This is a genomic window from Methylobacterium sp. 092160098-2 (assembly GCF_028920805.1).
Lineage (GTDB): Bacteria > Pseudomonadota > Alphaproteobacteria > Rhizobiales > Beijerinckiaceae > Methylobacterium > Methylobacterium fujisawaense.
Map to the genome: position 1 here is coordinate 5,282,966 of NZ_JAQPZJ010000001.1, position 19,120 is coordinate 5,302,085.

At 72.0% G+C, this 19,120-nt stretch carries 20 protein-coding genes and 2 pseudogenes; 10 read left to right on the forward strand and 12 right to left on the reverse strand.

Going from position 1 to position 19,120, the window contains the following annotated elements; genetic code table 11:
* Positions 1–214: 214 nt before the first annotated feature.
* The gene (gene serA / locus PQI07_RS24935) at positions 215–1,438 is read right to left on the reverse strand and encodes a phosphoglycerate dehydrogenase (protein WP_081948924.1); all 1,224 of its coding nucleotides are present in this window, start codon (positions 1,436–1,438) and stop codon (positions 215–217) included.
* Positions 1,439–1,709: 271 nt separating this feature from the next.
* Between serA and PQI07_RS24940 the strand changes: the two genes are divergently transcribed.
* On the forward strand, positions 1,710–2,729 hold the full coding sequence (locus PQI07_RS24940; RefSeq protein ID WP_043354137.1) for a zinc-dependent alcohol dehydrogenase family protein: 1,020 nt from the start codon (positions 1,710–1,712) through the stop codon (positions 2,727–2,729).
* A 25-nt stretch (positions 2,730–2,754) separates the two neighbouring features.
* Here PQI07_RS24940 and PQI07_RS24945 read toward each other — a convergent pair whose 3' ends face one another.
* The 5 genes from PQI07_RS24945 to PQI07_RS24965 form a co-directional block, all read right to left on the reverse strand.
* Positions 2,755–3,066: a DUF1127 domain-containing protein gene (locus PQI07_RS24945; RefSeq protein WP_274927635.1), complete on the reverse strand. Its 312-nt coding sequence runs from the start codon at positions 3,064–3,066 to the stop codon at positions 2,755–2,757.
* A gap of 139 nt (positions 3,067–3,205) precedes the next feature.
* On the reverse strand, positions 3,206–3,898 hold the full coding sequence (locus PQI07_RS24950) for a helix-turn-helix transcriptional regulator (protein WP_043389287.1): 693 nt from the start codon (positions 3,896–3,898) through the stop codon (positions 3,206–3,208).
* Between the two features lie 70 nt (positions 3,899–3,968).
* Positions 3,969–4,739, reverse strand: a complete 771-nt coding sequence (locus PQI07_RS24955; RefSeq protein WP_043354133.1) for an anti-sigma factor family protein — start codon at positions 4,737–4,739, stop codon at positions 3,969–3,971.
* Positions 4,736–5,278 carry a sigma-70 family RNA polymerase sigma factor gene (locus tag PQI07_RS24960; RefSeq protein ID WP_043389281.1) on the reverse strand — a complete coding sequence of 181 codons (543 nt, stop codon included), beginning with the start codon at positions 5,276–5,278 and terminating at the stop codon, positions 4,736–4,738. The genes PQI07_RS24955 and PQI07_RS24960 overlap by 4 nt, the downstream gene beginning before the upstream one ends.
* Positions 5,279–5,615: 337 nt before the next feature.
* On the reverse strand, positions 5,616–5,885 hold the full coding sequence (locus PQI07_RS24965; RefSeq protein ID WP_043756560.1) for a GCG_CRPN prefix-to-repeats domain-containing protein: 270 nt from the start codon (positions 5,883–5,885) through the stop codon (positions 5,616–5,618).
* A 509-nt stretch (positions 5,886–6,394) separates the two neighbouring features.
* Here PQI07_RS24965 and PQI07_RS24970 point away from each other — a divergent pair.
* Positions 6,395–6,955: a hypothetical protein gene (locus PQI07_RS24970; RefSeq protein ID WP_274927636.1), complete on the forward strand. Its 561-nt coding sequence runs from the start codon at positions 6,395–6,397 to the stop codon at positions 6,953–6,955.
* A 216-nt stretch (positions 6,956–7,171) separates the two neighbouring features.
* On the opposite strand, the gene PQI07_RS24975 is transcribed toward PQI07_RS24970, so the two are convergent.
* Positions 7,172–8,002 (reverse strand): outer membrane protein, encoded by an 831-nt coding sequence (locus tag PQI07_RS24975; protein ID WP_274927637.1) that lies wholly within the window; start codon positions 8,000–8,002, stop codon positions 7,172–7,174.
* A 1,028-nt stretch (positions 8,003–9,030) separates the two neighbouring features.
* On the opposite strand from PQI07_RS24975, the gene PQI07_RS24980 reads away from it, so the two are divergent.
* Entirely contained in the window at positions 9,031–9,513 is a 483-nt protein-coding gene (locus PQI07_RS24980) for a DUF2721 domain-containing protein (protein ID WP_043355782.1), read from the forward strand.
* Between the two features lie 246 nt (positions 9,514–9,759).
* Complete coding sequence (locus PQI07_RS24985; protein ID WP_043355784.1) at positions 9,760–9,939, forward strand: hypothetical protein; 180 nt, start codon at positions 9,760–9,762, stop codon at positions 9,937–9,939.
* Between the two features lie 17 nt (positions 9,940–9,956).
* On the opposite strand, the gene PQI07_RS24990 is transcribed toward PQI07_RS24985, so the two are convergent.
* The 3 genes from PQI07_RS24990 to PQI07_RS25000 form a co-directional block, all read right to left on the reverse strand.
* Positions 9,957–10,214, reverse strand: a complete 258-nt coding sequence (locus tag PQI07_RS24990; protein WP_043756558.1) for a hypothetical protein — start codon at positions 10,212–10,214, stop codon at positions 9,957–9,959.
* A gap of 311 nt (positions 10,215–10,525) precedes the next feature.
* On the reverse strand, positions 10,526–10,879 hold the full coding sequence (locus tag PQI07_RS24995) for a hypothetical protein (RefSeq protein ID WP_043382308.1): 354 nt from the start codon (positions 10,877–10,879) through the stop codon (positions 10,526–10,528).
* Between the two features lie 208 nt (positions 10,880–11,087).
* Positions 11,088–11,276 carry a hypothetical protein gene (locus PQI07_RS25000; RefSeq protein WP_148311233.1) on the reverse strand — a complete coding sequence of 63 codons (189 nt, stop codon included), beginning with the start codon at positions 11,274–11,276 and terminating at the stop codon, positions 11,088–11,090.
* A gap of 159 nt (positions 11,277–11,435) precedes the next feature.
* On the opposite strand from PQI07_RS25000, the pseudogene PQI07_RS37745 reads away from it, so the two are divergent.
* From PQI07_RS37745 to PQI07_RS25020, 4 genes and pseudogenes are all read left to right on the forward strand, one after another.
* Positions 11,436–12,563 (forward strand): annotated as a pseudogene (locus tag PQI07_RS37745) (catalase family protein).
* Positions 12,560–12,739 carry a hypothetical protein gene (locus tag PQI07_RS25010; protein WP_043355788.1) on the forward strand — a complete coding sequence of 60 codons (180 nt, stop codon included), beginning with the start codon at positions 12,560–12,562 and terminating at the stop codon, positions 12,737–12,739. Before PQI07_RS37745 ends, PQI07_RS25010 begins: the two are co-directional and overlap by 4 nt.
* A 236-nt stretch (positions 12,740–12,975) precedes the next feature.
* Complete coding sequence (locus PQI07_RS25015; protein WP_075379970.1) at positions 12,976–14,016, forward strand: AraC-like ligand-binding domain-containing protein; 1,041 nt, start codon at positions 12,976–12,978, stop codon at positions 14,014–14,016.
* A 355-nt stretch (positions 14,017–14,371) separates the two neighbouring features.
* Positions 14,372–14,521 (forward strand): annotated as a pseudogene (locus PQI07_RS25020) (methyl-accepting chemotaxis protein); the annotation flags it as partial.
* Positions 14,522–14,545: 24 nt separating this feature from the next.
* Here the strand turns inward: PQI07_RS25020 and PQI07_RS25025 are convergent.
* Positions 14,546–14,689, reverse strand: coding sequence for a hypothetical protein (locus PQI07_RS25025; RefSeq protein WP_167380411.1), 144 nt, complete (start codon positions 14,687–14,689; stop codon positions 14,546–14,548).
* A 455-nt stretch (positions 14,690–15,144) separates the two neighbouring features.
* Positions 15,145–15,429, reverse strand: coding sequence for a hypothetical protein (locus PQI07_RS25030; protein ID WP_179698532.1), 285 nt, complete (start codon positions 15,427–15,429; stop codon positions 15,145–15,147).
* Positions 15,430–16,063: 634 nt separating this feature from the next.
* Here PQI07_RS25030 and PQI07_RS25035 point away from each other — a divergent pair.
* Positions 16,064–17,173, forward strand: coding sequence for an ATP-binding protein (locus tag PQI07_RS25035; RefSeq protein ID WP_043382316.1), 1,110 nt, complete (start codon positions 16,064–16,066; stop codon positions 17,171–17,173).
* Positions 17,170–18,675, forward strand: a complete 1,506-nt coding sequence (locus PQI07_RS37900; RefSeq protein WP_446720973.1) for a DUF5682 family protein — start codon at positions 17,170–17,172, stop codon at positions 18,673–18,675. The genes PQI07_RS25035 and PQI07_RS37900 overlap by 4 nt, the downstream gene beginning before the upstream one ends.
* The last annotated feature ends 445 nt before the right edge of the window (positions 18,676–19,120 follow it).

Below are 19,120 nucleotides of genomic sequence, written 5' to 3' on the forward strand. Positions count from 1 at the left end.
TCGGATCCGCGCCGCGCTCGTCCTCTGCAGGGCGGCGACGCGATTTCGGGTCTCGCCCATGGGTCTCAGGACGGGGCGCGGGTCCCCTCGCCCGTGCGGGCTTGCCAGGAACAGATCTCGGGCGAGCCCGAGCTCTGTGGGAGGCGCACGCGCAGCGGTGTGGACCTCGTCGCCCGCACGGGGCGACGAGGTGGGGCAGCCGTCGGCGTCAGCCTCACGCCACCGCCGGCCGGAGGTGCCGCGTCCGCACCGTACCGTCGATGGCCCGTAGCGCGCCGAGTACCGCGTCCGCCTCGCCAGGCCCCACCGACGCGTCCACCACGACGTAGCCGTACTCGCCGTCCGTCTGCAGGTACTGCGCGTCGATGTTGAGCGACCGGCCCGAGAAGACCGCGTTGATCTGCCCGAGCACGCCGGGCACGTTCCGGTGGACGTGGAGGAAGCGGGCGCCGGACCGGCGCGGCGGCAGCTGAACCTGCGGGAAATTCACCGCGCCGAGCGTCGAGCCGGTCTGGGCGTAGTCGACCAGCTTGCGGGCCACCTCCGCGCCGATCCGATCCTGCGCCTCCTCCGTCGAGCCGCCGATATGCGGGGTGAGGATGACGTTCGGCAGCCCCTGCAGGGGCGAGACGAAGCGTTCCGCGTTGGAGGTGGGCTCGACCGGGAAGACGTCGATCGCGGCTCCGGCGAGATGGCCGTCGCGCAGGGCCGCCGCCAGGGCGTCCAGGTCCACGACCGTGCCCCGGCTGTTGTTGATGAGGTAGGCGCCGGGCTTCATCGCGCGGATGCGCTCCGCGCCCATGAGCCCGTGGGTCAGCGGCGTCTCCGGGACGTGCAGGCTGACCACGTCGCTGGCGGCGAGCAGCGCGTCGAAGCTCTCGGCCGGCTCGGTGTTCCCGTGACGCAGCTTGTCGGTCAGATCGTAGAAGATCACGCGCATGCCCATCGCCTCCGCGAGGTTCGAGAGCTGCGCGCCGATGTTTCCGTAGCCGACGATCCCCAGCGTCTTGCCGCGCACCTCGAAGGCGCCGGAGGCCGACTTGTCCCAGCCGCCGGCATGGGCGGCGATCGAGCGCGGCAGGATGCGCCGGAGCAGCATCACGATCTCGCCGATCGTGAGTTCGGCGACGCTGCGCGTGTTCGAGAACGGCGCGTTGAAGACGGGCACGCCCCGGGCGCGCGCCGTCTCGAGGTCGACCTGATTGGTCCCGACGCTGAAGCAGCCGATGGCGGTGAGATCGGGCAGGGCGTCGAGCAGCGCGGCGGTGACGTGCGTGCGGGAGCGGATGCCGAGGACGGTGACGTCGGCCAGATCCCGGGTATCATCGGGGCTGACGGCACGAGGCAGCTGGCGGATGTCGCCGATCCCGGCCTGCGTGAAGATCCTGGACGCCGTCGGCGCTATGCTTTCGGTCAGAACGACGCGCTCGGTCGACACGGTCTGTGCTCCTTCCACGGACGGGATGCGATCCGCGACCTTGCCGCTGGCGTCGCGGAGCGGCAAGGGCGGGAGGGGCATGCGCCCGGCTCCTGCGCCCGGCTCCTGCGCGCGGCTCCTGGGCGCGCCGGTCCCGGACCGGAGCGCCCTTTGCGGGCCGTCCGCCCCGGCCCCCGCGGCGGACGGTCCCCGTCCGTCGTCTCGACGCCGGGCGTGGGGCCTGCCAGTGTCCGTCTCCCGGCGGCCGCGGCCGCGGAGCGACAGGTGCATCATGACCGGATCGACAGCCCGGGCCGTCATCGTCCAGCCGGGCGGCGGCTTCGACAAGGTGACTTTCGGGGAGCGGCCGGTGCCCGAGCCGGGGCCCGGCGCGATCACCGTCCGCCTGCGGGCGAGTTCCCTCAACTATCACGACTATGCCGTGGTCAGCGGGATGTGGGGGCCGAGCGAGCCGCGCGTCCCGATGTCGGACGGCGCCGGCGAGGTCGAGGCCGTGGGACCCGGCCCGAACGACTTCGCGGTCGGCGACCGGGTGGTCAGCACGTTCTTCCCGACCTGGACCGAGGGCACGCCGCGGGTCGAGGGCTTCGCCACCGTGCCGGGCGACGGGGTCGACGGCTATGCCCGGGAGCGGGTCACCGCGCCGGCCAGCGCCTTCACCCACGCGCCGAAGGGCTGGGACCACGCCGAGGCGGCGACCCTGACCACCGCGGCGCTCACCGCATGGCGCGCGCTCCACGCCGATGCCGGCCTGAAGAGCGGTGACGTCGTGCTGGTGCAGGGGACCGGCGGCGTGTCGCTGTTCGCCCTGCAATTCGCCAAGGCGGCGGGGGCCACGGTGATCGCCACCTCGTCCAGCGACGACAAGCTGGAGCGCCTGCGCGGGCTCGGCGCCGACCACGTCATCAACTACCGCGCCGACCCGGCCTGGGGCGAGACCGCCCGGCGGCTGACCGATGGGCGCGGCGTCGACCACGTCGTCGACGTCGGCGGTCCGGCGACGCTGGAGCAGTCCATGGCCGCCGTCCGCGTCGCCGGCCACATCTCGGTGATCGGCATCCTGTCGGGCGTGGCCGGGGAATTGCCCCTGGTGCCGGCGCTCCTGAAGCAGATCCGCCTGCAGGGCGTGCTGGTCGGCAGCCGCCGCCACCAGATCGAGATGGTCCGCGGCATCGAAGCCTGCGGCCTGCGGCCGGTGGTCGACAGCCGCTACCCCCTCGACGAGCTCGTGGCGGCGTTCCGCCACCAGGAAAGCAACCGCCACTTCGGCAAGATCTGCATCGCGATCTGAGCGGGCCTGAAGGGGTCTGGCCGGTTCAGCGGACGGCGATCCCGAGCGTCCTGGGCAGCGCGACCGTCCGGGATGCCTCCGGCTGGCCCGGCCGGGCCAGCATGTGCGAACAGCCGTTCTCGCAGAAGGCGCGGAGCGTGCGCCGGTCGAGCCCGATATCGCTCAGCATATCGTCGTCGAGGGCCGATAAGATGCGCATGTTTCGCGCGGCGATGCGGTTTTTTCGAATGTATCTAACGAACGAGAGGATCATGATCTGGTCTCCGTTGTGCCCAAAAGTTGGTTCTTTATCCAATTTCGGCCGGATCAGTGTCGATGAATCGTCTCTTTCTCGCATCACCTGTTCAGGTTACTGCGTGTTGTCGAAATAGACTTGTTTGCCGGGGACGAGCCTGTTGCGGCCTGCCGTCTGACGGGGCAGGCACTGCCGGTCCAGACGACGCCCCTCCGTCCCGCACGGGAAACCGAGGACGGCTCTACACACCCGCGATCGGCTGCGGGCAGAGCAGGAGCAGGCGCATCAACTCGGCCTGGCGGCGCGTCCCCGTCTTCTCGAAGAGGTGACGCAGGTGCACGCGTGCCGTGTTCCGGGTGATCTGGCGGCGCGTCGCGCTCGCCGCGAGGTCGTTCCCCGCCAGGATGTCGATGGCCAGGGCCGCCTCCGCGGGGGTAAAACCGAACTGATCCTGCAGAACGCCGGGATCCGGCAGGCGTGGCGCCGCGGGGTCGATGAGGCGCAGGAGAACCGCGCCCTCGGCGATCGGGCGGAAGGCCCCGGGGATCGCGCAGGCGGCGACCAGGAGTGTCCCGTCGGGGCCGTCCAGGCGCACCGCGGCGCCGCGCTGGCCGGCGGCGCAGCGGTCGATGACGCGGCGGAGCGTCGCGCTGTCCTCCGGCCCCGCGCCGCGCAGGCCGCCGTGCTCGAGGCGCAGAAGGCCCCGGTCGATGAGGGATTGCGCAGCCCGGTTCAGGAAATAGGGCCGACCGCTCCGGTCGGTCACGGCCAGCCCCTGTTCGAGATGCTCCGCCAGGAGGTGGAGTGCGGCCTCCACCACGAACGCGTCCGGGACGGTGGGGGCGCCGCCGGACTGGGACCGCCGCGCGTGCACCGGGCCGGCCTCCGGCATGCCCCCGGTTCTGCGGATGTTCATGTGCGATTGACTGATCACGCCAGGTTCCTCGCCGCATCGACTCCCCGATATCAGTAACAACCCGTCGGAAATGCCGATTATTCCCGTTTCAGCTCGGGCGTCCGCCGGCCCGAGACCGGAACAGGTCGGCGAAGGCGCGCAGGTCGCGCGGGTTGAGGTCCGACACCGCCCAGTAGGTGAGGTCGCCGAGGTGCCAGCGCTCGATCGTGGACCCGTCCCGCCGTCCCTCGCCGTCCGCAGCCCCGTCGGCGGCGGAGACCACCGTGACGCTGATCACGTGCCGGTCGCGGCGATAGACCAGGGTCGGCACGGGGGTGCCGGCGACGATGTCGACCCGGCCGCCGATCAACGGGAAGCCCCGGTCCGACAGATCCGGAGCCTCGGGCGCGATGGTGGTCCGTCCGTTGAACCAGGGTTTCACCACGTGCCGGTCCGAGGAGGCGACGTCGAAGGGCTGGGGCGCCGCGAGGCCGCGGAGGTGGCCGGCGAGCACGGACGCGCCCGTATCGGGGGCGCCGCCGGGGCGGTCGAGATAGACGGCCCCGGCGCCGAGCGCGGCGCCGCCGGCGAGACCGAGGAGCAGCGTAGCGGCCAGCACCTGCCAGGAGCCGAGCCGGGTGCGGGATGGGGGCGGATCGGAGAAGCCGATCTGCTCGATCACGCCCGCCCGCAGGGTCTCCGGGGCCGACGGTCCCGCCAGAGGGCCGCGCAGGGCGCGCGAGAGGTCGCGGAGGCGCTCCGCCATCGCCCGCGCCGCGGGGTCCGCGGCGAGACGGCGCTCCATGGCCAGGACTTCGCCAGGGGACAGTTCGCCGTCCGCGTAGGCGCTGAGGAGCTGAAGGGTCTCGTCGTCGGTCATCGCCCGTCCTTCGCGAGCCGTACAAGCAGATGCTGCCGCGCGCGGCCGAGGCGCGACATCACGGTTCCGATCGGGACGCCGGTCACCGCGGCGATCTCCCGATAGCTGAGGCCGTGGTACTCGCGCAGGATCAGCGCCTCCCGGAAGGCCACCGGCAGGGACCCGACCGCCCGGGCGAGCTGCCCCGCCTCGTCGCGGGCGATGAGGGTCGACTCGGGCGTCTCCGGGGCCTCGGCCAGGGCGCCTCCGGTCTCCAGTTCGGCGCGGGCTTCGGGGGCGAGGTCGTCGGCGAAGACCACCGCCCGCGGCCGGTGCCGCTGCAGCCAGGAATAGCCGGTGTTGCGGACGATCGTCAGGAACCAGGCGCGGGCATTGCCTTCGGCGAACCCCTCGATCGCCCGGTACGCGCGCAGACACGCCTCCTGCATCACGTCCTCGGCGTCGGTGGCATTTCCGGTGAGCCAGTGCGCGAGCCGGTAACCCTCGTCGAGGCGCGGCAGGACGAACTGGCTGAAGCGCGCCCGCGCCAGGGTCGTCATGTCGGCGGCCGGGCCGGGCCCGCCCCGTCGAGAGCCTGCGAAGCCATGGGGTCCCGACCCTCGTGCTCCAGACCGCAGCGTCGTGCCACACGATCAGGAACCGGTGGGCGGCGGGATTTATTCCCGCCCCGCGCCGGGACTTTCGGTCCGACGGCGCGCGGCTCTGCGGCCGGGCCCCGACCTGCCTGGCGGCACGGGCCGGATGCGCGATCCCGGGCGTTCGCGTCCCTTCCAACGGGAAGGGGCAGGGCCGCCTCCTCGGAGACGGCGCCTGCCCCTGGATCAGCTCGCGGCTCGCGTCACGGTTCGGTGCCGCGATCGATCCCGAGCCGTCGGATCAGTAGCGGCAGACCCGCCGCGGGCCCCAGGGAGTCGGGCGGAAGAAGCAGCGGGGGCCGTAGAAGCGCGGACGACGGTAGATCGGCCGGCAGCGCCCGTACGGGCCGGGCGCCCAGCCGGGTCCACAGCCGAAGGCGACGGTGCTGACAGACGCGGGGCCGGTGATCGCGGCGGCTCCGGCGGGTGCCAGGGGCGCCGCGCTGGCGGAGACGAGGCCGAGGCCGCCGATGACGGCCGCGGTCGCCGCGAACATCTTCACGTGCATCATGATCTGACCTTCTGTTCGATTTGTGCCGGTCGGGACCGACACAAGGCCACGATAGAATGGTCGTCTCGCCTGAATGTGGGCTGACCTCCGCCATAACCGTCCAGAAACAAACATTCCGGAACCCTCCGGCGGCGACCGCCGAGAGCAGACTTCCGGTCCGAACCGGCGTGATCGAAGGCTCCTGAGGCGCTGCGGATGGGGGGCCTCGGCCGCCGACGATGACGCCCTTCGGCTCGCACAGGGGCTTGCTCAGGGGCTTGCGCAGGGGCTTGCGCCGGATCGGGCTGCTGCGTCTTCCGCTCCCGTTCCCGCGCCTTGAAAGGCGCTCAATCCTGGCCGCCGTCGGGCCGATCCCGCTCCGCTCCGAGACGCGTCCCCTTCCCGGGGATGGCATCGCGGGGCGCCGGGGCGCGGGACCGTACCGGGCGGGGCGCGGGGAGTGAACGCGCCGCAGGAACAGAGCCGCAGGGCTCGTGTTGTCTGCCAAATCTTTTTCACGAGGCGCGACGATGTCGGGTACAGCGAAGAAGACCGACCCCAAGCTGTGGGAGAAGGTCAAGACGCAAGTCACGAAATCGGACAAGGGTGGCAAGCCTGGCCAGTGGTCGGCGCGCAAGGCACAGATGGCGACCGCCGAATACAAGAAGGAAGGCGGTGGCTATGCCGGCAAGAAAACGGCCGACAATCATCTCCGGCAATGGACCGACGAGGAGTGGGGCACGAAATCGGGCGAAGAGAGCGGCAAGACCGGTGAACGGTACCTGCCCAAGAAGGCCCGCGAGAGTCTGACGGACAAGGAATATGCCGCCAGCACGGCCAAGAAGCGGGCCGATACCCGCAAGGGCAAGCAGTTCTCGAAGCAGCCGGAGGCCGCCGCCGAGAAGGCCGCCGCGGCGCGCAAGGAAGGCAGGAAGGACGGCAGGTCTGCCGGACAGGGCAAGACGTCCGGCAAGGGCTCCAGCCGGTCGGAGCCGACAAAGGCCGAGCTCATGCGCAAGGCCCGCGCTCAGAACGTGCCTGGCCGGTCGCGGATGTCGAAGGCGCAACTGGAACACGCGGTCCACGCCTGAGGCGTGACGCGGACGGCCATCGCCAGGACGCAAGACGTCCCGGGCAAGACGTCCCGGGAATGACTCCCGGGACGCTCCTCGGCTCAAGCGGCCAGTTTGATCGGGCTGGGGATGCTCAGGTCGAGAAAGGATACGGCCTGCTCAGAGGGCCTCGCGCTGTCCCGGTGGCCGGGACGCAGCCCCCCGCGGCGCGGGGGGCGCGATCGCGCGAGGATCTCAGTACGAGCCGAACTTGTAGTTCAGGCCGGCGCGGACGACGGCGAACTCGTCATCGCGGCGGCCAATGGTGTTGTACGCCACCGGGAAGTTGTTGGCGGCGTTGATGACGAACGCGCCCTGGTTGCGGGTGTTGCGGTCGAGGTTGACGTACAGGCCTTCGACCTTGAGCGTCACGGCCGAGGAGCGGAAGAAGTTCAGGAAGGAGTCGGTGGGCAGCGCGTACTCGATGCCGCCGCCGACGGCGTAGCCGGTGCGGAAGCTGTCATTGCCGGCGAAGCCGCCGAAGGCGCGGTCGGCGCTGCCCGAACCGTAGGCGAAGCCGCCGGTGCCGTAGAACAGCACGCGATCGAAGGCGTAACCGATGCGGCCGCGGACGGTGCCGAAGAAGTCGAGGCTGGAGAGGCCGCGCGGGTCGGTGACGTAGTAGCCGGGAGCCAGCGGGCCGACGACGAAGGCGTTGTTCCGGTTCCGGCCGAAGTCGAGGTACTGGGCGTCCGCCTCGATACCGACGACGATGCCGGAGCCGGGGGTGAACTGGAAGTTGTAGCCAACCTGGCCGCCGCCGGAGAAGCCTTCCTGGTTGCGCTGGTTGAAGAAGGCGGTGGTGCCGTTGCCGTACGGGAAGGGCACGGCGAAGCTGTTGGTGTTGTTGCTGCTGGCGTCGAAGGCGTAGCCGGCGTTGATACCGAAATAGGCGCCGGTCCAGGTGAAGACCGGGACGGGGGTGAAGACCGGCGGCGGGGCGGCGCGGCGCGGCAGGTCGGCGGCCGAGGCGGCGCCGGTCAGGAGGGCCGTGGCGGCGCTCGCGAGAAGAAGCTTCTTGATCATCTGGTCCTCTGTCTCCCGTTGTGCGGGATGTGTGCGGGGCGGACAGAACGACAGGGCGCGCCAGGGCGATAGTGCGTCGCCGCAACAGCCCGGATACGGGCCCTCCCGCCAAGACAGCCAAGTGTGCTGCGGCACATCCCGATCGGGATTGGTCGAAGCGCTCTCAACCATGTGTATCGGAGTGTTTCCGAGAACAAAAAGCCCCGCCGCGCGGTGCGGACGGGGCTGAAGTTCGTTCGTAAACGTTCCCAGGACCAACCAGGAAGCTTCGACATTCACTAGAGCCTACCGGCAGGCGGCCCGCAAGTCCGTCTGCGACCCGAAGAGCGGTTAACATTAATTTACGAACAGCCCAGATCGGTCCCCCGGATTGCCCGCTTGCGCGAGGCGGGAGATCTGCTCCGGTCCGGGAGCGTATCGGATCGTTGCCCGTCGGGTTCGCGCCGGCCCGGCCCTGATCTTCCGGCGTCCGACGGCGGATGCGCCCGCGCGAATAGGGGGCCCGGCCGGATCCGGATCTCGGGCGGACGACCGTGAGTCCGGCCGCGGCCCCATGGACCGATCGATCTCCCGGGGCGCCGCAGATCTCGCGCAAGACCCGGTGCCGGCTCCCGGTGCGGACCCGCTCCGCCCGGCCTGTGGGGAAGAACCTGCGGCCGCCGCACGGCCGAACGGCCGCGGCTTTCCCGGCGCATATCAGGCCCTATCTGCCCGGCCTCGTCATCGGTGGAGAGTTCAGGAGACGCGCATGGGACCCGTCGCGCTGCCTTCGATGCCGGTCCTCCCGGCCCGTATCGGGATCGGGCATCTGTGCCCCACGCCTGCCGGGAGGCTTCGGTGACGGACACGCCGGCCCCCTACATCGCGGTCGCGTTCCTCTCGGCGCTGTTCCTGCTGGTGGCCGGGCTGCAGGCGGAGGGGCTCCTATGGTAGGCTGCTCCGCCCGGGACCCGTGCGCACCCGCGCCTCCATCCGCACCGATGCCCGGCCGCGCCGGGACATGAAATGTCCGCGAGCGTAGCGCGTCGATGTTCGGCTTCTCCCTCAATGCGACCGAGCCTGACAGCGTCGCGCACATCATCCAGGTGGCGCTCGCGCCCGCCTTCCTGCTGTCGGCCCTGGCGACGCTGCTCAACGTGTTCTCGACCCGACTCGGCCGGATCTCCGACAAGGTCGACAGCCTCTCGGCGGAGACCGCCCGGGCCACGGCCGCCGAGGCTGTCCGCCTCACCCGCCGTCTGACTTTCCTGCGGCGGCGCTCCTTCGTGCTGGACGTGGCGGTGGTCCTGGCCTCGCTCGGAGGCGGGCTGATCGGCCTGGCGGTGCTGACCCTGTTCGTCGGGGCCCTGCGCGACGCGGCGACCGCCTCCGTCCTGTTCGCCTGCTTCGGCGCGGCGCTGATCTGTACGGTGGCGGCGATCGCGGCGTTCATGACCGAGATCCTCATGGCCGGCCGCGGTGTGCGCGACGAGGTCGAGCACCGTCAGGATGCGGTCACGACGCCACGGTGATTCCGCATCCGAATCACCCGGGCCGCGCCGGGGCCGGTCCAATCCTCGAATGCGCCCCGCAACGGTGCGCCAGCGGTGCCCCCGTGGCGCTTCGTGGCGCTTCGGGGCGTTCGGGGCGCCGTTCAGAGTGCAGAACGGTCGATCCGCGGTCGCGCGGACGGCCATGAACGATTGCGGCGTGCGGGAACCGGGCCTTAATCTTCCGACGGCCTGATGCCGCCGTCGGCTTCGCCTGAGTGTTCCGTGATGAGCTTCGCGATTATGATTGCCCTCGTTGCCGGAGCGCTCTGCCTCGGAGTCCTGTCCGCGCTCCTGCCGTTCGGGGGGCGGGAGGCTGAGGAACCGCAGGACCTGCTCCCGTACGAGGATGAGTTCTTCGATCTGGGCGGCCCGGTGATCGATCTCGAGGCGCGCCACACCCCCTGACCCCGCCGGGAGGTGTCCTACGGGATGCCGGATTCCACCGTGCCGGGCGGCGGCGTCTGCCGGGCAGACCAGACGACCCGGCCTGCGGGGTCCCTCAGAGCCGCCGAGCCCGACCGGCCGGAGAGCAGCTGCGTGAAGCGTGCCTTCGCGGTGGCGACCGCCGCTTCGTCGGTGGCGCCGGGAATCTGCTCGTCGTGGATAATGATGCCGCCGGCACTCTCCCGGTGGACGATGCATTGAAGCCGGTAGGGCACCGGGGTCTCGATCGGGGCCATGGCGATCTCCTGGCCGGTCATGGGGGCGGCGCGCCGCCAGAGCCGGCGCGGCGATGCAGGATTCCGGACGGCGGCCGTTTGTCGGTCCGGATGGCGAGGACGCCGCAGGACATCCGGCCGGCTTGGGATCGATGACTGGCTCACCTCCTTACCAGATTCCTTCGGCGCGGGCGGGGCTCCCAGCCGCGGTCTTCGCGCCCGCCCCGGCCGTCGCCGGGGCACCCCGGTGACACGTCTCAAGGCTCTCGAAGCGCGGTTCTCGCCCCTGCTCGCCCGCCGGGTCAGCGGCATCCCGGGCCGGCCATGGGGCCCTAGCCGCGCCGGCGCCCGATGACGCGTGGGCGGTGCGTCGGCCTGTCCGGCAGGCGGGATGGGCTCGATCCGGCCCGGTCGTCGGCCGAGGTCCGGGGCGCGGGCAGCAACAGGGGCGGGGGTCGGGGGCGCTCGACGACGACCGCCTCAAGGAGGACCGGCCGCATCGTCCGTGTGGGCCGCGTCACGGGCCCCGGACGTGTCGCGAGGGTTCCGAGGGCCCAGAGCCCGAGGCAAAGCAGGCCGATGAGGATCCCGTCCCAGGACGGCTCGGTCCGGCACATCAGGATGCCGGTCCCGGTGAGGGACGCCCCGGCCGCGAGCAGGCGCGGTGTCGGATCGGCGGAGTTCATGCCGTACCCTCCGTGGCGTTCCCTGAAGACGCGTGAACGGCATCGCTACACTTGTCGGCAACCCCCCTGTTCTCCCCGATGCACACAGCGGTCGCTGTGGTCGGTTCCGGCGAGCGCATCTCGATCCGCCAGCCCGGGATGGGATATCGGCGCCGCACGTCCAGCCGCACGTCCAGCCGCCCGGCCCGTTGCTCGGCGCGGCGCGGATTCAGACCTCCACCTCTTCGACATGGAGGCCTCCGGCCCGCAGGTGGCTCGGGATCCGGGTGCTGTCGCGGAAGCCGGCTGCGCGCGCCATCGCGTCGAGGGCTGCAAGGGGATCGAGCGCGGAGCCGATCCAGAGGATCGCCCCCGTCGCCGCCTGCATGATCCGGAACACCTTCACGCCACGCCCCAAGTCTCGACCTTCGGACAAGCTCGGGGGGCTGCCGGGTGTTCCCGGCGGAAACGGCGCGGCCCGCAGCTCCCGCCGCCCTAAATGCCCGGAACGGCCTGCATCCGAACGGTTTGCGGCTCGGATCCGCTGCCCGGCGCCCCCGAGTCTTCCCCGAGGCCCATGACCGCCTTCATTCGCTACGCGCCCGACCTGGAGGCTCCGCAGCCCGATGAGGCGGTGGTCCAGGCGGGCATGGTCGAGCAACTCGCCAAGATCCAGGGCATCACCCTGAAGGATGACGGCCACGCGGTGCGCGGGGTTCATGCCAAGGCGCACGGCCTGCTGGTCGGCTCCCTGGAGGTGCTGCCCGGACTGTCCCCCGCGTTCGCCCAGGGCGCCTTCGCGGCGCCGGAGCGCCACGATGTGGTTTTGCGCTTCTCGACCAATCCCGGCGACATCCTCGACGACAGCGTGTCGACACCCCGGGGCCTCGCCATCAGGAATCTCGGCGTTGCCGGCGAGTGCCACCGACACCCCGCAGGTGTTCAAGAAGGGCTTCTCGGCCCTGCTGCGCGGCGTCGAAGCGGTGCTTGAGGGACTCGGCACGAAAAGCCCGACAGTCATCGCCCTCGGCGGTCATCCCGAAACCCACATCCTGGGCGAGACCTTCTACAGCCAGGCGCCCCTGCGCTGGGGCGATTACGTCGCGAAGGTCGCGGTGGCGCCGGTCTCGCCCGAACTGACCGCGCTCACGGGCGCCGCCCTGAACGTCAACGGCCAGCCGAACGGCCTGCGCGAGGCGGTCGCGGCCTTCTTCGCCGCGCAGGCGGGCGTCTGGGAAATCTGGGCTCAACTCCTCACCAATTGCGAGACGATGCCGGTCGAGGACGCCTCGGTCCCCTGGCCCGAGGCCGAGAGCCCCTATCGCCCCCTGTGGCGCGCATCACCGTGCCGCGTCAGGAGGCCTGGAGCGACGCGAAGGCGCGGGCTCGCGATGACGGCCTCGTCCTCCGTCCTTGGCACGACCTCGCCGCCCATCGTCCGCTCGGCGCAATCATGCGCGCGCGCCGAGTGGTCTATCCCCGCTCGGCCGGCTTCCGGGCCGAGCACAACGGCTGCCCGATCCACGAGCCGGGCAGCGCGGCCGCATTCCGGGTCTGGATGCTTGCACGGGCATGCCCGAGGTCCGCGGCCGATTCGCGCCGCTCCCGTCCAGGCGGGAACAGGGCGGGCCGGGGGCGGTTCTCGAAGGCAAGCCGGCATGGGCCGGCACGTCGAGAATCCGATCGGGATCCAGGAGAGCCATGACCAGCCGAACCGTTCAATCCGCCCTGCTCGCTCTCGCCCTCGTCGCCGGCAGCGCCGGGATAGCCGCCGCGCAGAGCACGCCCAACGGCAACACCTCGTCCCCCGGCGCCCCTGCGGGCGACAACAGCACCGGCAACGGTGCCACCGGCAGCGGCGCAGCCCCGAGCGGACGGTAACGGGGCTCGACCATCAGGATCGCAGTCCGCGATCCTCACAACCGTGTCCCGTCCCGTCCCGCGGCCGACCGGCCTGCGGGACGTTCCGCATCCGGCACCGGATCCCGCAGGACAGGACGAGCCCGGAGCGCAGAGTCCGGTGTTTGGAACGGAGTGCCACTTTTCTAAGCAGCAGGAATCGCCATACTGGCGGCGGGGCCGATGCCATGTGCGCGGTCCGGACCACAACACGGGCGATGCGACCAAAACCGATCCTGCTGCTCACGGGTGAGAGCCCCGGTCATCGTCAAGCCGACGACTGGCGCGACGCCGTCGCGCCGTTCTGGGACTTCACGATCCGCAAGGAAGATCTGTCCGATTTCCGCGGTCAGTCGCGGGTTCGGCACCTCGGCACCGCGATCGTCTGCAGCGCCCGCGCCTCCGGGCTCCGGTTCGTGCGCGAGCGTGGCCTGGTGGCCCGGATGGGCGTCGATCACATCGTCGCCCACATGCGTGTCTCCGGACAATCGAGGGTGGCGGTCAGCGGCAGGGAGCAGGACTGCGCGCCGGGGGACATCTGCCTGTTCGACCTGTCGCGGCCCCTCTCCGCCGCCTCCACGGATTACGAGGCGATCACGGTCGTCCTGCCGCGGCCGCTCTTCGGCGTCCGGCAAAGCGCGCTCGACACCCTGCACGGGGCGGTGATCCGGGGTGCGACGCCGTTCGGCCGGATGCTCACCGACCACCTGCGCTCCCTCAGCACGCACGCGACCGGGTTCTCGGAGCCGGAGGCCGCTGCGGCAGCTGAGGCCACGGCGGCGCTGCTCGGTGTGGCGGCCTTGGGCCTGCCGCAGGAGGATGGGGGCGTCCAGCCACTCGAGCGGGCCCCCCTGCTCGTCGCCATCCGGCGCTTCATCGAGGCCGAGCTTGCGTCCACGGACCTGACCGCCGAGGCGATCGGGCAGCGGTTCGGCGTCTCGCGCAGCGCCCTGTACCGGCTGTTCGTCCCCCTCGGGGGCGTGTCCGGCTATATACGGCAGCGCCGGCTCGCCCGCGCCTATCGGGACCTCGCCGCCGGCGACGGGCGCTTCGCCCGCATCTCCGATGTGGCGTATCGCTGGCGGTTCGAGAGCCCCGCACATTTCACCCAGGCCTTCCGCGCAGAGTTCGGCTGCGCCCCTCGGGATGTCCGCGCGCAGGTCGCGATCGAACCCGGGAAATCGTCGGGCACAGAGCCGGCGGCCCCGTCGGAGACCTGGACCGACTTCTACGATTGGGTTCTCAAGCTGGCGGCCTGAGCGGATTCGGGCTCCGAACCGCGTGCCCCGGCTCCGGCGGGCGCTCTGGAGCCGCGATGACCTCCGGGATTCGGCAGCGGCACCCGCGGGTGTCGATCCCGGCCTCTCAGGGCACCTCCCGTGGCGCTGCCATCGGGCGATCCGCATGGAAGCAGCCGGGATCGCCTCCCCGGCGCTGCGGCTTCAGCCTTGCCCGATCCCGTCCGGTAGCCTGCCGCCGGCCCGGCGGCAGCGTCGTCCAGCCGATGGAGCCGCGCTGCGACGCACCGCCCGCCGGGACCTTCCGGTTCCTGCGGCAGGGGGGCGCCGGTCTGGTGCGGGGGATCGATCCTGGTTCGCTGAATGATGCGGCGTCGCCCCGATCGAGGCCGCCCGCGCCGGTGAGGCGGGCCGTGGCTTCGCCGTGGTCGCCGCGGCGGTGAAGGTGACCGCCGGACAGACCGCCCGGACGACGGACGAGATCGGCGGCCGGATCGCCGCGATCCAGGCGGCGACCGAACGGGCCGGGCCGGGGCGGCGGCGGTCTCGCTCAGGCCGGGAGGATGTGCAGCATCCCGCCGACCATGCCGAGCGCCCCCATGCCGATCAGCCCGACGGTGATGTACAGCCGCATCCGGCTCGCGTCGGCGGCCGACGACGGGGGGATGTCTTCGGGCAGGTCGGACCAATCCATCAGGTGAGTACAGCCGGTCGGGTGGGCGGGAGGCGCCGCCCTAGGCCGGCCCGATGACGGCTGGATGACGGGGCCGCCGCAGCGGCACAGGTCCCGGCTATGCTGCTGCCGCGATGCCGCCGCGGTGCGCCGCCGCGGTGCCGCGACGGCTTCACGAGCAGAACGTTCGCTGCCCGGGCGCGCAGGGGGACGGCGCCGCCGTCCTCGAATCCCGGCGTCTCCGGCAGGTCGACGGCCTTCGTCAGGGCCCTGCGACCGGCTCCGCCTCGACCTGGGCCATCACGGCCCCGCCCTTTGATCGCCGTCGCCGTGGCGGGGATATCGTTGCGCGCACCGTGCTCCATGGGGCCGCCGCATTGCGCGGCCCGTCCGGTTGCCGCCCCCGCCTGTCGCGGCTGGGGCTCCGGCTTCAGGGGCGGGATCGTGGGCCGGATCCCGCCCCGGCATGAGGCGAATCAGCGACGGTCCGGGGCTCCGGCCGCGCCGCCGGCCTTGTCGCCGCCCGGCTGGAAGCCGGCCGCATTCGGCGGTCCCTTCATCCGGCCGTCCTGTTTCGGCATCTCCGAGCCCGGTGATCCGGTCGTCGTCCCCGTCGTTGCGCCCTTCCCCGTCTCGTCCTTGCCCGTATAGCCGGCCGCATTGGGCGAGCCCTGCATGCGGGGGCCGGTATTCTCCGCGGCCGTGGCGGCCGCGCCCGTCGCCAGGAGGCCCGCGACGGTCAGGCTGATCAACGTCTTCATGTGTGAATCCTCGGAACGCTTCCCCAGGCTGCCTCTACCGGGCCTGTCGGGAGCAACGCGGCCGGACGGATCCCGTTCACGTCCCCGGGATCGGGGTTGCGCGAGCGCCGGGCCTGCGGGGAAATACTTGCTGCGATGCAATATTTCCGCGTCCGATAAGGCGCGGCGCGCGTTTCGCGGAGTGATGTATTAATTTATCTTCCGGCTTGCGCGGGTTCGAACAATTGCAATCCACGGCAAAATCTGATTGAATATTCGTATACGTCGCGTCCTATCGTGGTGACTGAATTCGCTTGTGGCCTCTCGGGCTGCGCGAGGAGGTCGAACATGTACGCTTTGGCCAAGACCAAAGAGAGAACCGACTGGGAGCTGGTCGTTGTCTTCGGTGGCTGGATCGTCTTCGAGATCGCGATCCTGACGTTGTGCTTGGTGTCGATGTAGACGCTCTCGGAAAGACATCCGTTCTGGCCCGTCCGGTGCCGTGCGGGCCGGCCGGACGCATGCGCTGGGCCACCAATGCTTGGAGATGCTCGGAGATGCTCGGAGGCGCTTGAGAGACATGCCCGTGCCGGGGCATGCTCTGCCGATCGCAGGACACGCCGACAGGATCGGCGCGACGGCAGGGGACGGGTGCATGGCGAAGGCGGTGCGGGCGGGCGGCGATCGCGAGGCGCGTCAGAGACCCCCGGCCGAGGACGTCCACGCTGCGGAACTCGCCCGCCTGCGGGCCGAGGATTCGGCGCCGCGGCCGCCCGGCTGGCAGCTCTCGCTCCAGGCCGTGCGGCGCTTCATCTGCGGTGACGGCGCGACCCCCGCCAAGGTGGTCTGCGCGCCCGCGCTGGTGGAGCGGGCCATGGTCACCCTGGCGACCTCGCGCGCCCTCCTGCTGATCGGGGAGCCCGGGACCGCCAAGAGCCTGCTCTCGGAACTCCTCGCCGCCGCGATCAGCGGGTGCTCGACCCTGACGATCCAGGGCGGTGCGTCGCTGACCGAGGACCAGATCCGCTACGGCTGGAACTACGCGCTGCTCGTCGCCGAGGGGCCGAGCCCCCGCGCCCTGGTGCCGGGCGCCCTCCATACCGGCCTCAGCGCGGGGCGGATCGTCCGCTTCGAGGAGCTGACCCGCTGCCCGCTGGAGGTGCAGGACAGCCTGCTCTCGGTCCTGTCCGACCGGGTGCTCGCCGTGCCGGAACTCACCGGCGCGGACGGGATGGTCTACGCGCGCGACGGCTTCAACCTCATCGCCACCGCCAACACCCGCGACCGGGGCGTGAACGAGATGTCGGCGGCCCTCAAGCGCCGGTTCGGCTTCGAGACCGTGTTCCCGATCGCCGATCTTGAGGCCGAACTCGCCCTGGTGCAGCGCGAGGCCACCGCGCTTCTGGCCCGGTCCGGCGTGCCCCGCAGCCCGGATCCGGAGGTGCTCGAACTCCTCGTGACCTGCTTCCGGGAGCTGCGCGAGGCCGTGGATACGGAGGGCACCGGCATGGAGCGGCTCTCCTCCGTGATGAGCACCGCGGAGGCGGTCAGCGTCGCCCACGCCATCGGGGTGAAGGGCCATTTCCTGCGGGGCGATGCCGGCCAGCCGGAGGACATTGTCGCCTGCCTCGCCGGCACCGCCGCCAAGGACGACGCGGAGGATCTCGCCCGCCTGCGCCGCTATCTCGACCAGCGCGTCAGCCGCCGCTCCGGCGCGGCGTGGCGCCAGCTCTACGCGGCGCGGCACCTCCTCACCCCGCAATGAGCGGTCCCGCGCCGGATTCCGGCCGCCTGACCGTCATCGGCGTACGCCACCATTCCCCGGCCTGCGCCGGGCTCGTCCGGCGCAGGATCGCGGCGTTGCGGCCGGCCTTCGTGCTGATCGAGGGTCCGGTGGACTTCAACCCGCACCTGCCCGACCTCGCCCTCGGCCACGACCTGCCGGTGGCGATCTTCTCGTTCCGGGCGGATGCGACCGGCAGCGCCGCCTCCTACACGCCGTTCTGCGCCTTCTCGCCGGAATGGCAGGCGCTGGAGGCGGGCCGGGCGGTGGGTGCGCAGACGCTGTTCTGCGACCTGCCGGCCTGGGACCCGGCCTTCGGACGCCGCGCCAACCGTTACGCCGACCCGCACGGGGCCCGCGCCGAGGCCGCCGAGCGGGCGCTGGCCGCCGCCCTCGGCGTTGCCGACCAAGACGCCCTCTGGGACGTCCTCGCCGAGGCGGCCTCCGAGGCGGAGCTGCCGGCCCGGCTCGACCGCTACTTCGCCCTGCTGCGCCCGCCGGGCACGGACGATCCCGCCGAGGCGGCCCGCGAGCGCTTCATGGGCGCCTACGCGGCCCACGCCCTGCGGGCGGCCGGCGACCGGCCGGTGGTCCTCGTCTGCGGCGGCTGGCACGCGGACGCCGTCCGGCGCCACGCCGCGCAGGCGGACGGGACCCGGCCCGAGCCGGCCGCCGCCAGGCCGGACCTGCGCACCGGCAGCTACGTGGTGCCCTACGCCTATCTCCGGCTCGACCGGTTCTCGGGCTACGCGGCCGGCATGCCGGCGCCGGGCTACTACGAGCGCGTGGCCGAGGCGGGCCTCGCCCCCGCGGCCGACTGGGCGATGACGGCGATCACCGCGGCCCTGCGTGAGGCCGGGCAGGTCGTCTCCACCGCCGACCGCATCGCCTGGCGGGTCCATGCCGAGGCCCTCGCCCGGCTGCGCGCCCATCCGGCGATCCTGCGCGCCGACCTGATCGACGCGGCTCTCGCCGCCCTGGTGAAGGACGCCCTCGACCGCCCGCCCGCCTGGGCGGCCGGCGGCGCCGCGCCCGGCCACCCCGCGCTCGCCGCGATGCTGCGGGCGCTCACCGGCCGGCGCGAGGACGCCTCGCTCCCGGCACCGGCAGCCGCCCCTGGTGGCCGACGTCGCCGAGCGTCTGCGCGCCGCCGATCTGGAGCCAGGGCCGGCGCGCCGCAGCATCGACCTCGACTGGGCCGCGCCGGGCGACCGGGCGCGGGCGCACCTGCTGCACCGGCTGGCGCTGCTCGGGCTGCCGGGGATCGCCCGCGAGGGCCGGACCGCGCCGAGCCCGGCCTGCCGCGGGAGCGCTTCACGCTCGTGCGCCACCCGCACTGGCTCGGCGCCCTGATCGAGGCCTCGCTCTGGGGCGGCACCCTGGAGATGGCCGCCGCCGCTCGGATCTCCGCCCGGGTCGAGGCGGCGCCGGATTCCTCGCCGTTCTCACCGGGGCCCTGTCCGACGCGCTGTTCGCCGGGCTGACCCTGGAGGGCGATCTGCTGGCCCGCTTGAGCGCCGGCATCGCGGCGGCACACGACGTGGCCGCTTTGGGCGCCGCCGGGGCCGGGATCGTGCGGCTGTACCGGTTCGGCGACGCCTTCGCGCCTTCGCGGCCCGCCCTCGCCCGCCTCTGCGCCGCTCTGGCGGCCGGGCGCTCTTCGTCGTCGAAGGCATCCGGGAGCCCCGCGCGGGGCTCGGCGCCCATCCCGCTGCTCCTCGCCTGCCGCGACTTGTTCCGCGAGGTCGGCGCCGAGGTTGCGGGCCTCGACGAGCTGCGCAGGCCCTTCGCCGCCATGCTCGGCCGGCGCCTCGCCGACCCGGAGACGCCCCCGGCCCTCGCGGGGCGGCCCTCGGCTTCCGGGTCGCCTGCGGCGCGGTCGGCTCGGACCCGGAGGCCGCCCTGTCCCGGCTGCGCCGCTTCGGCCTG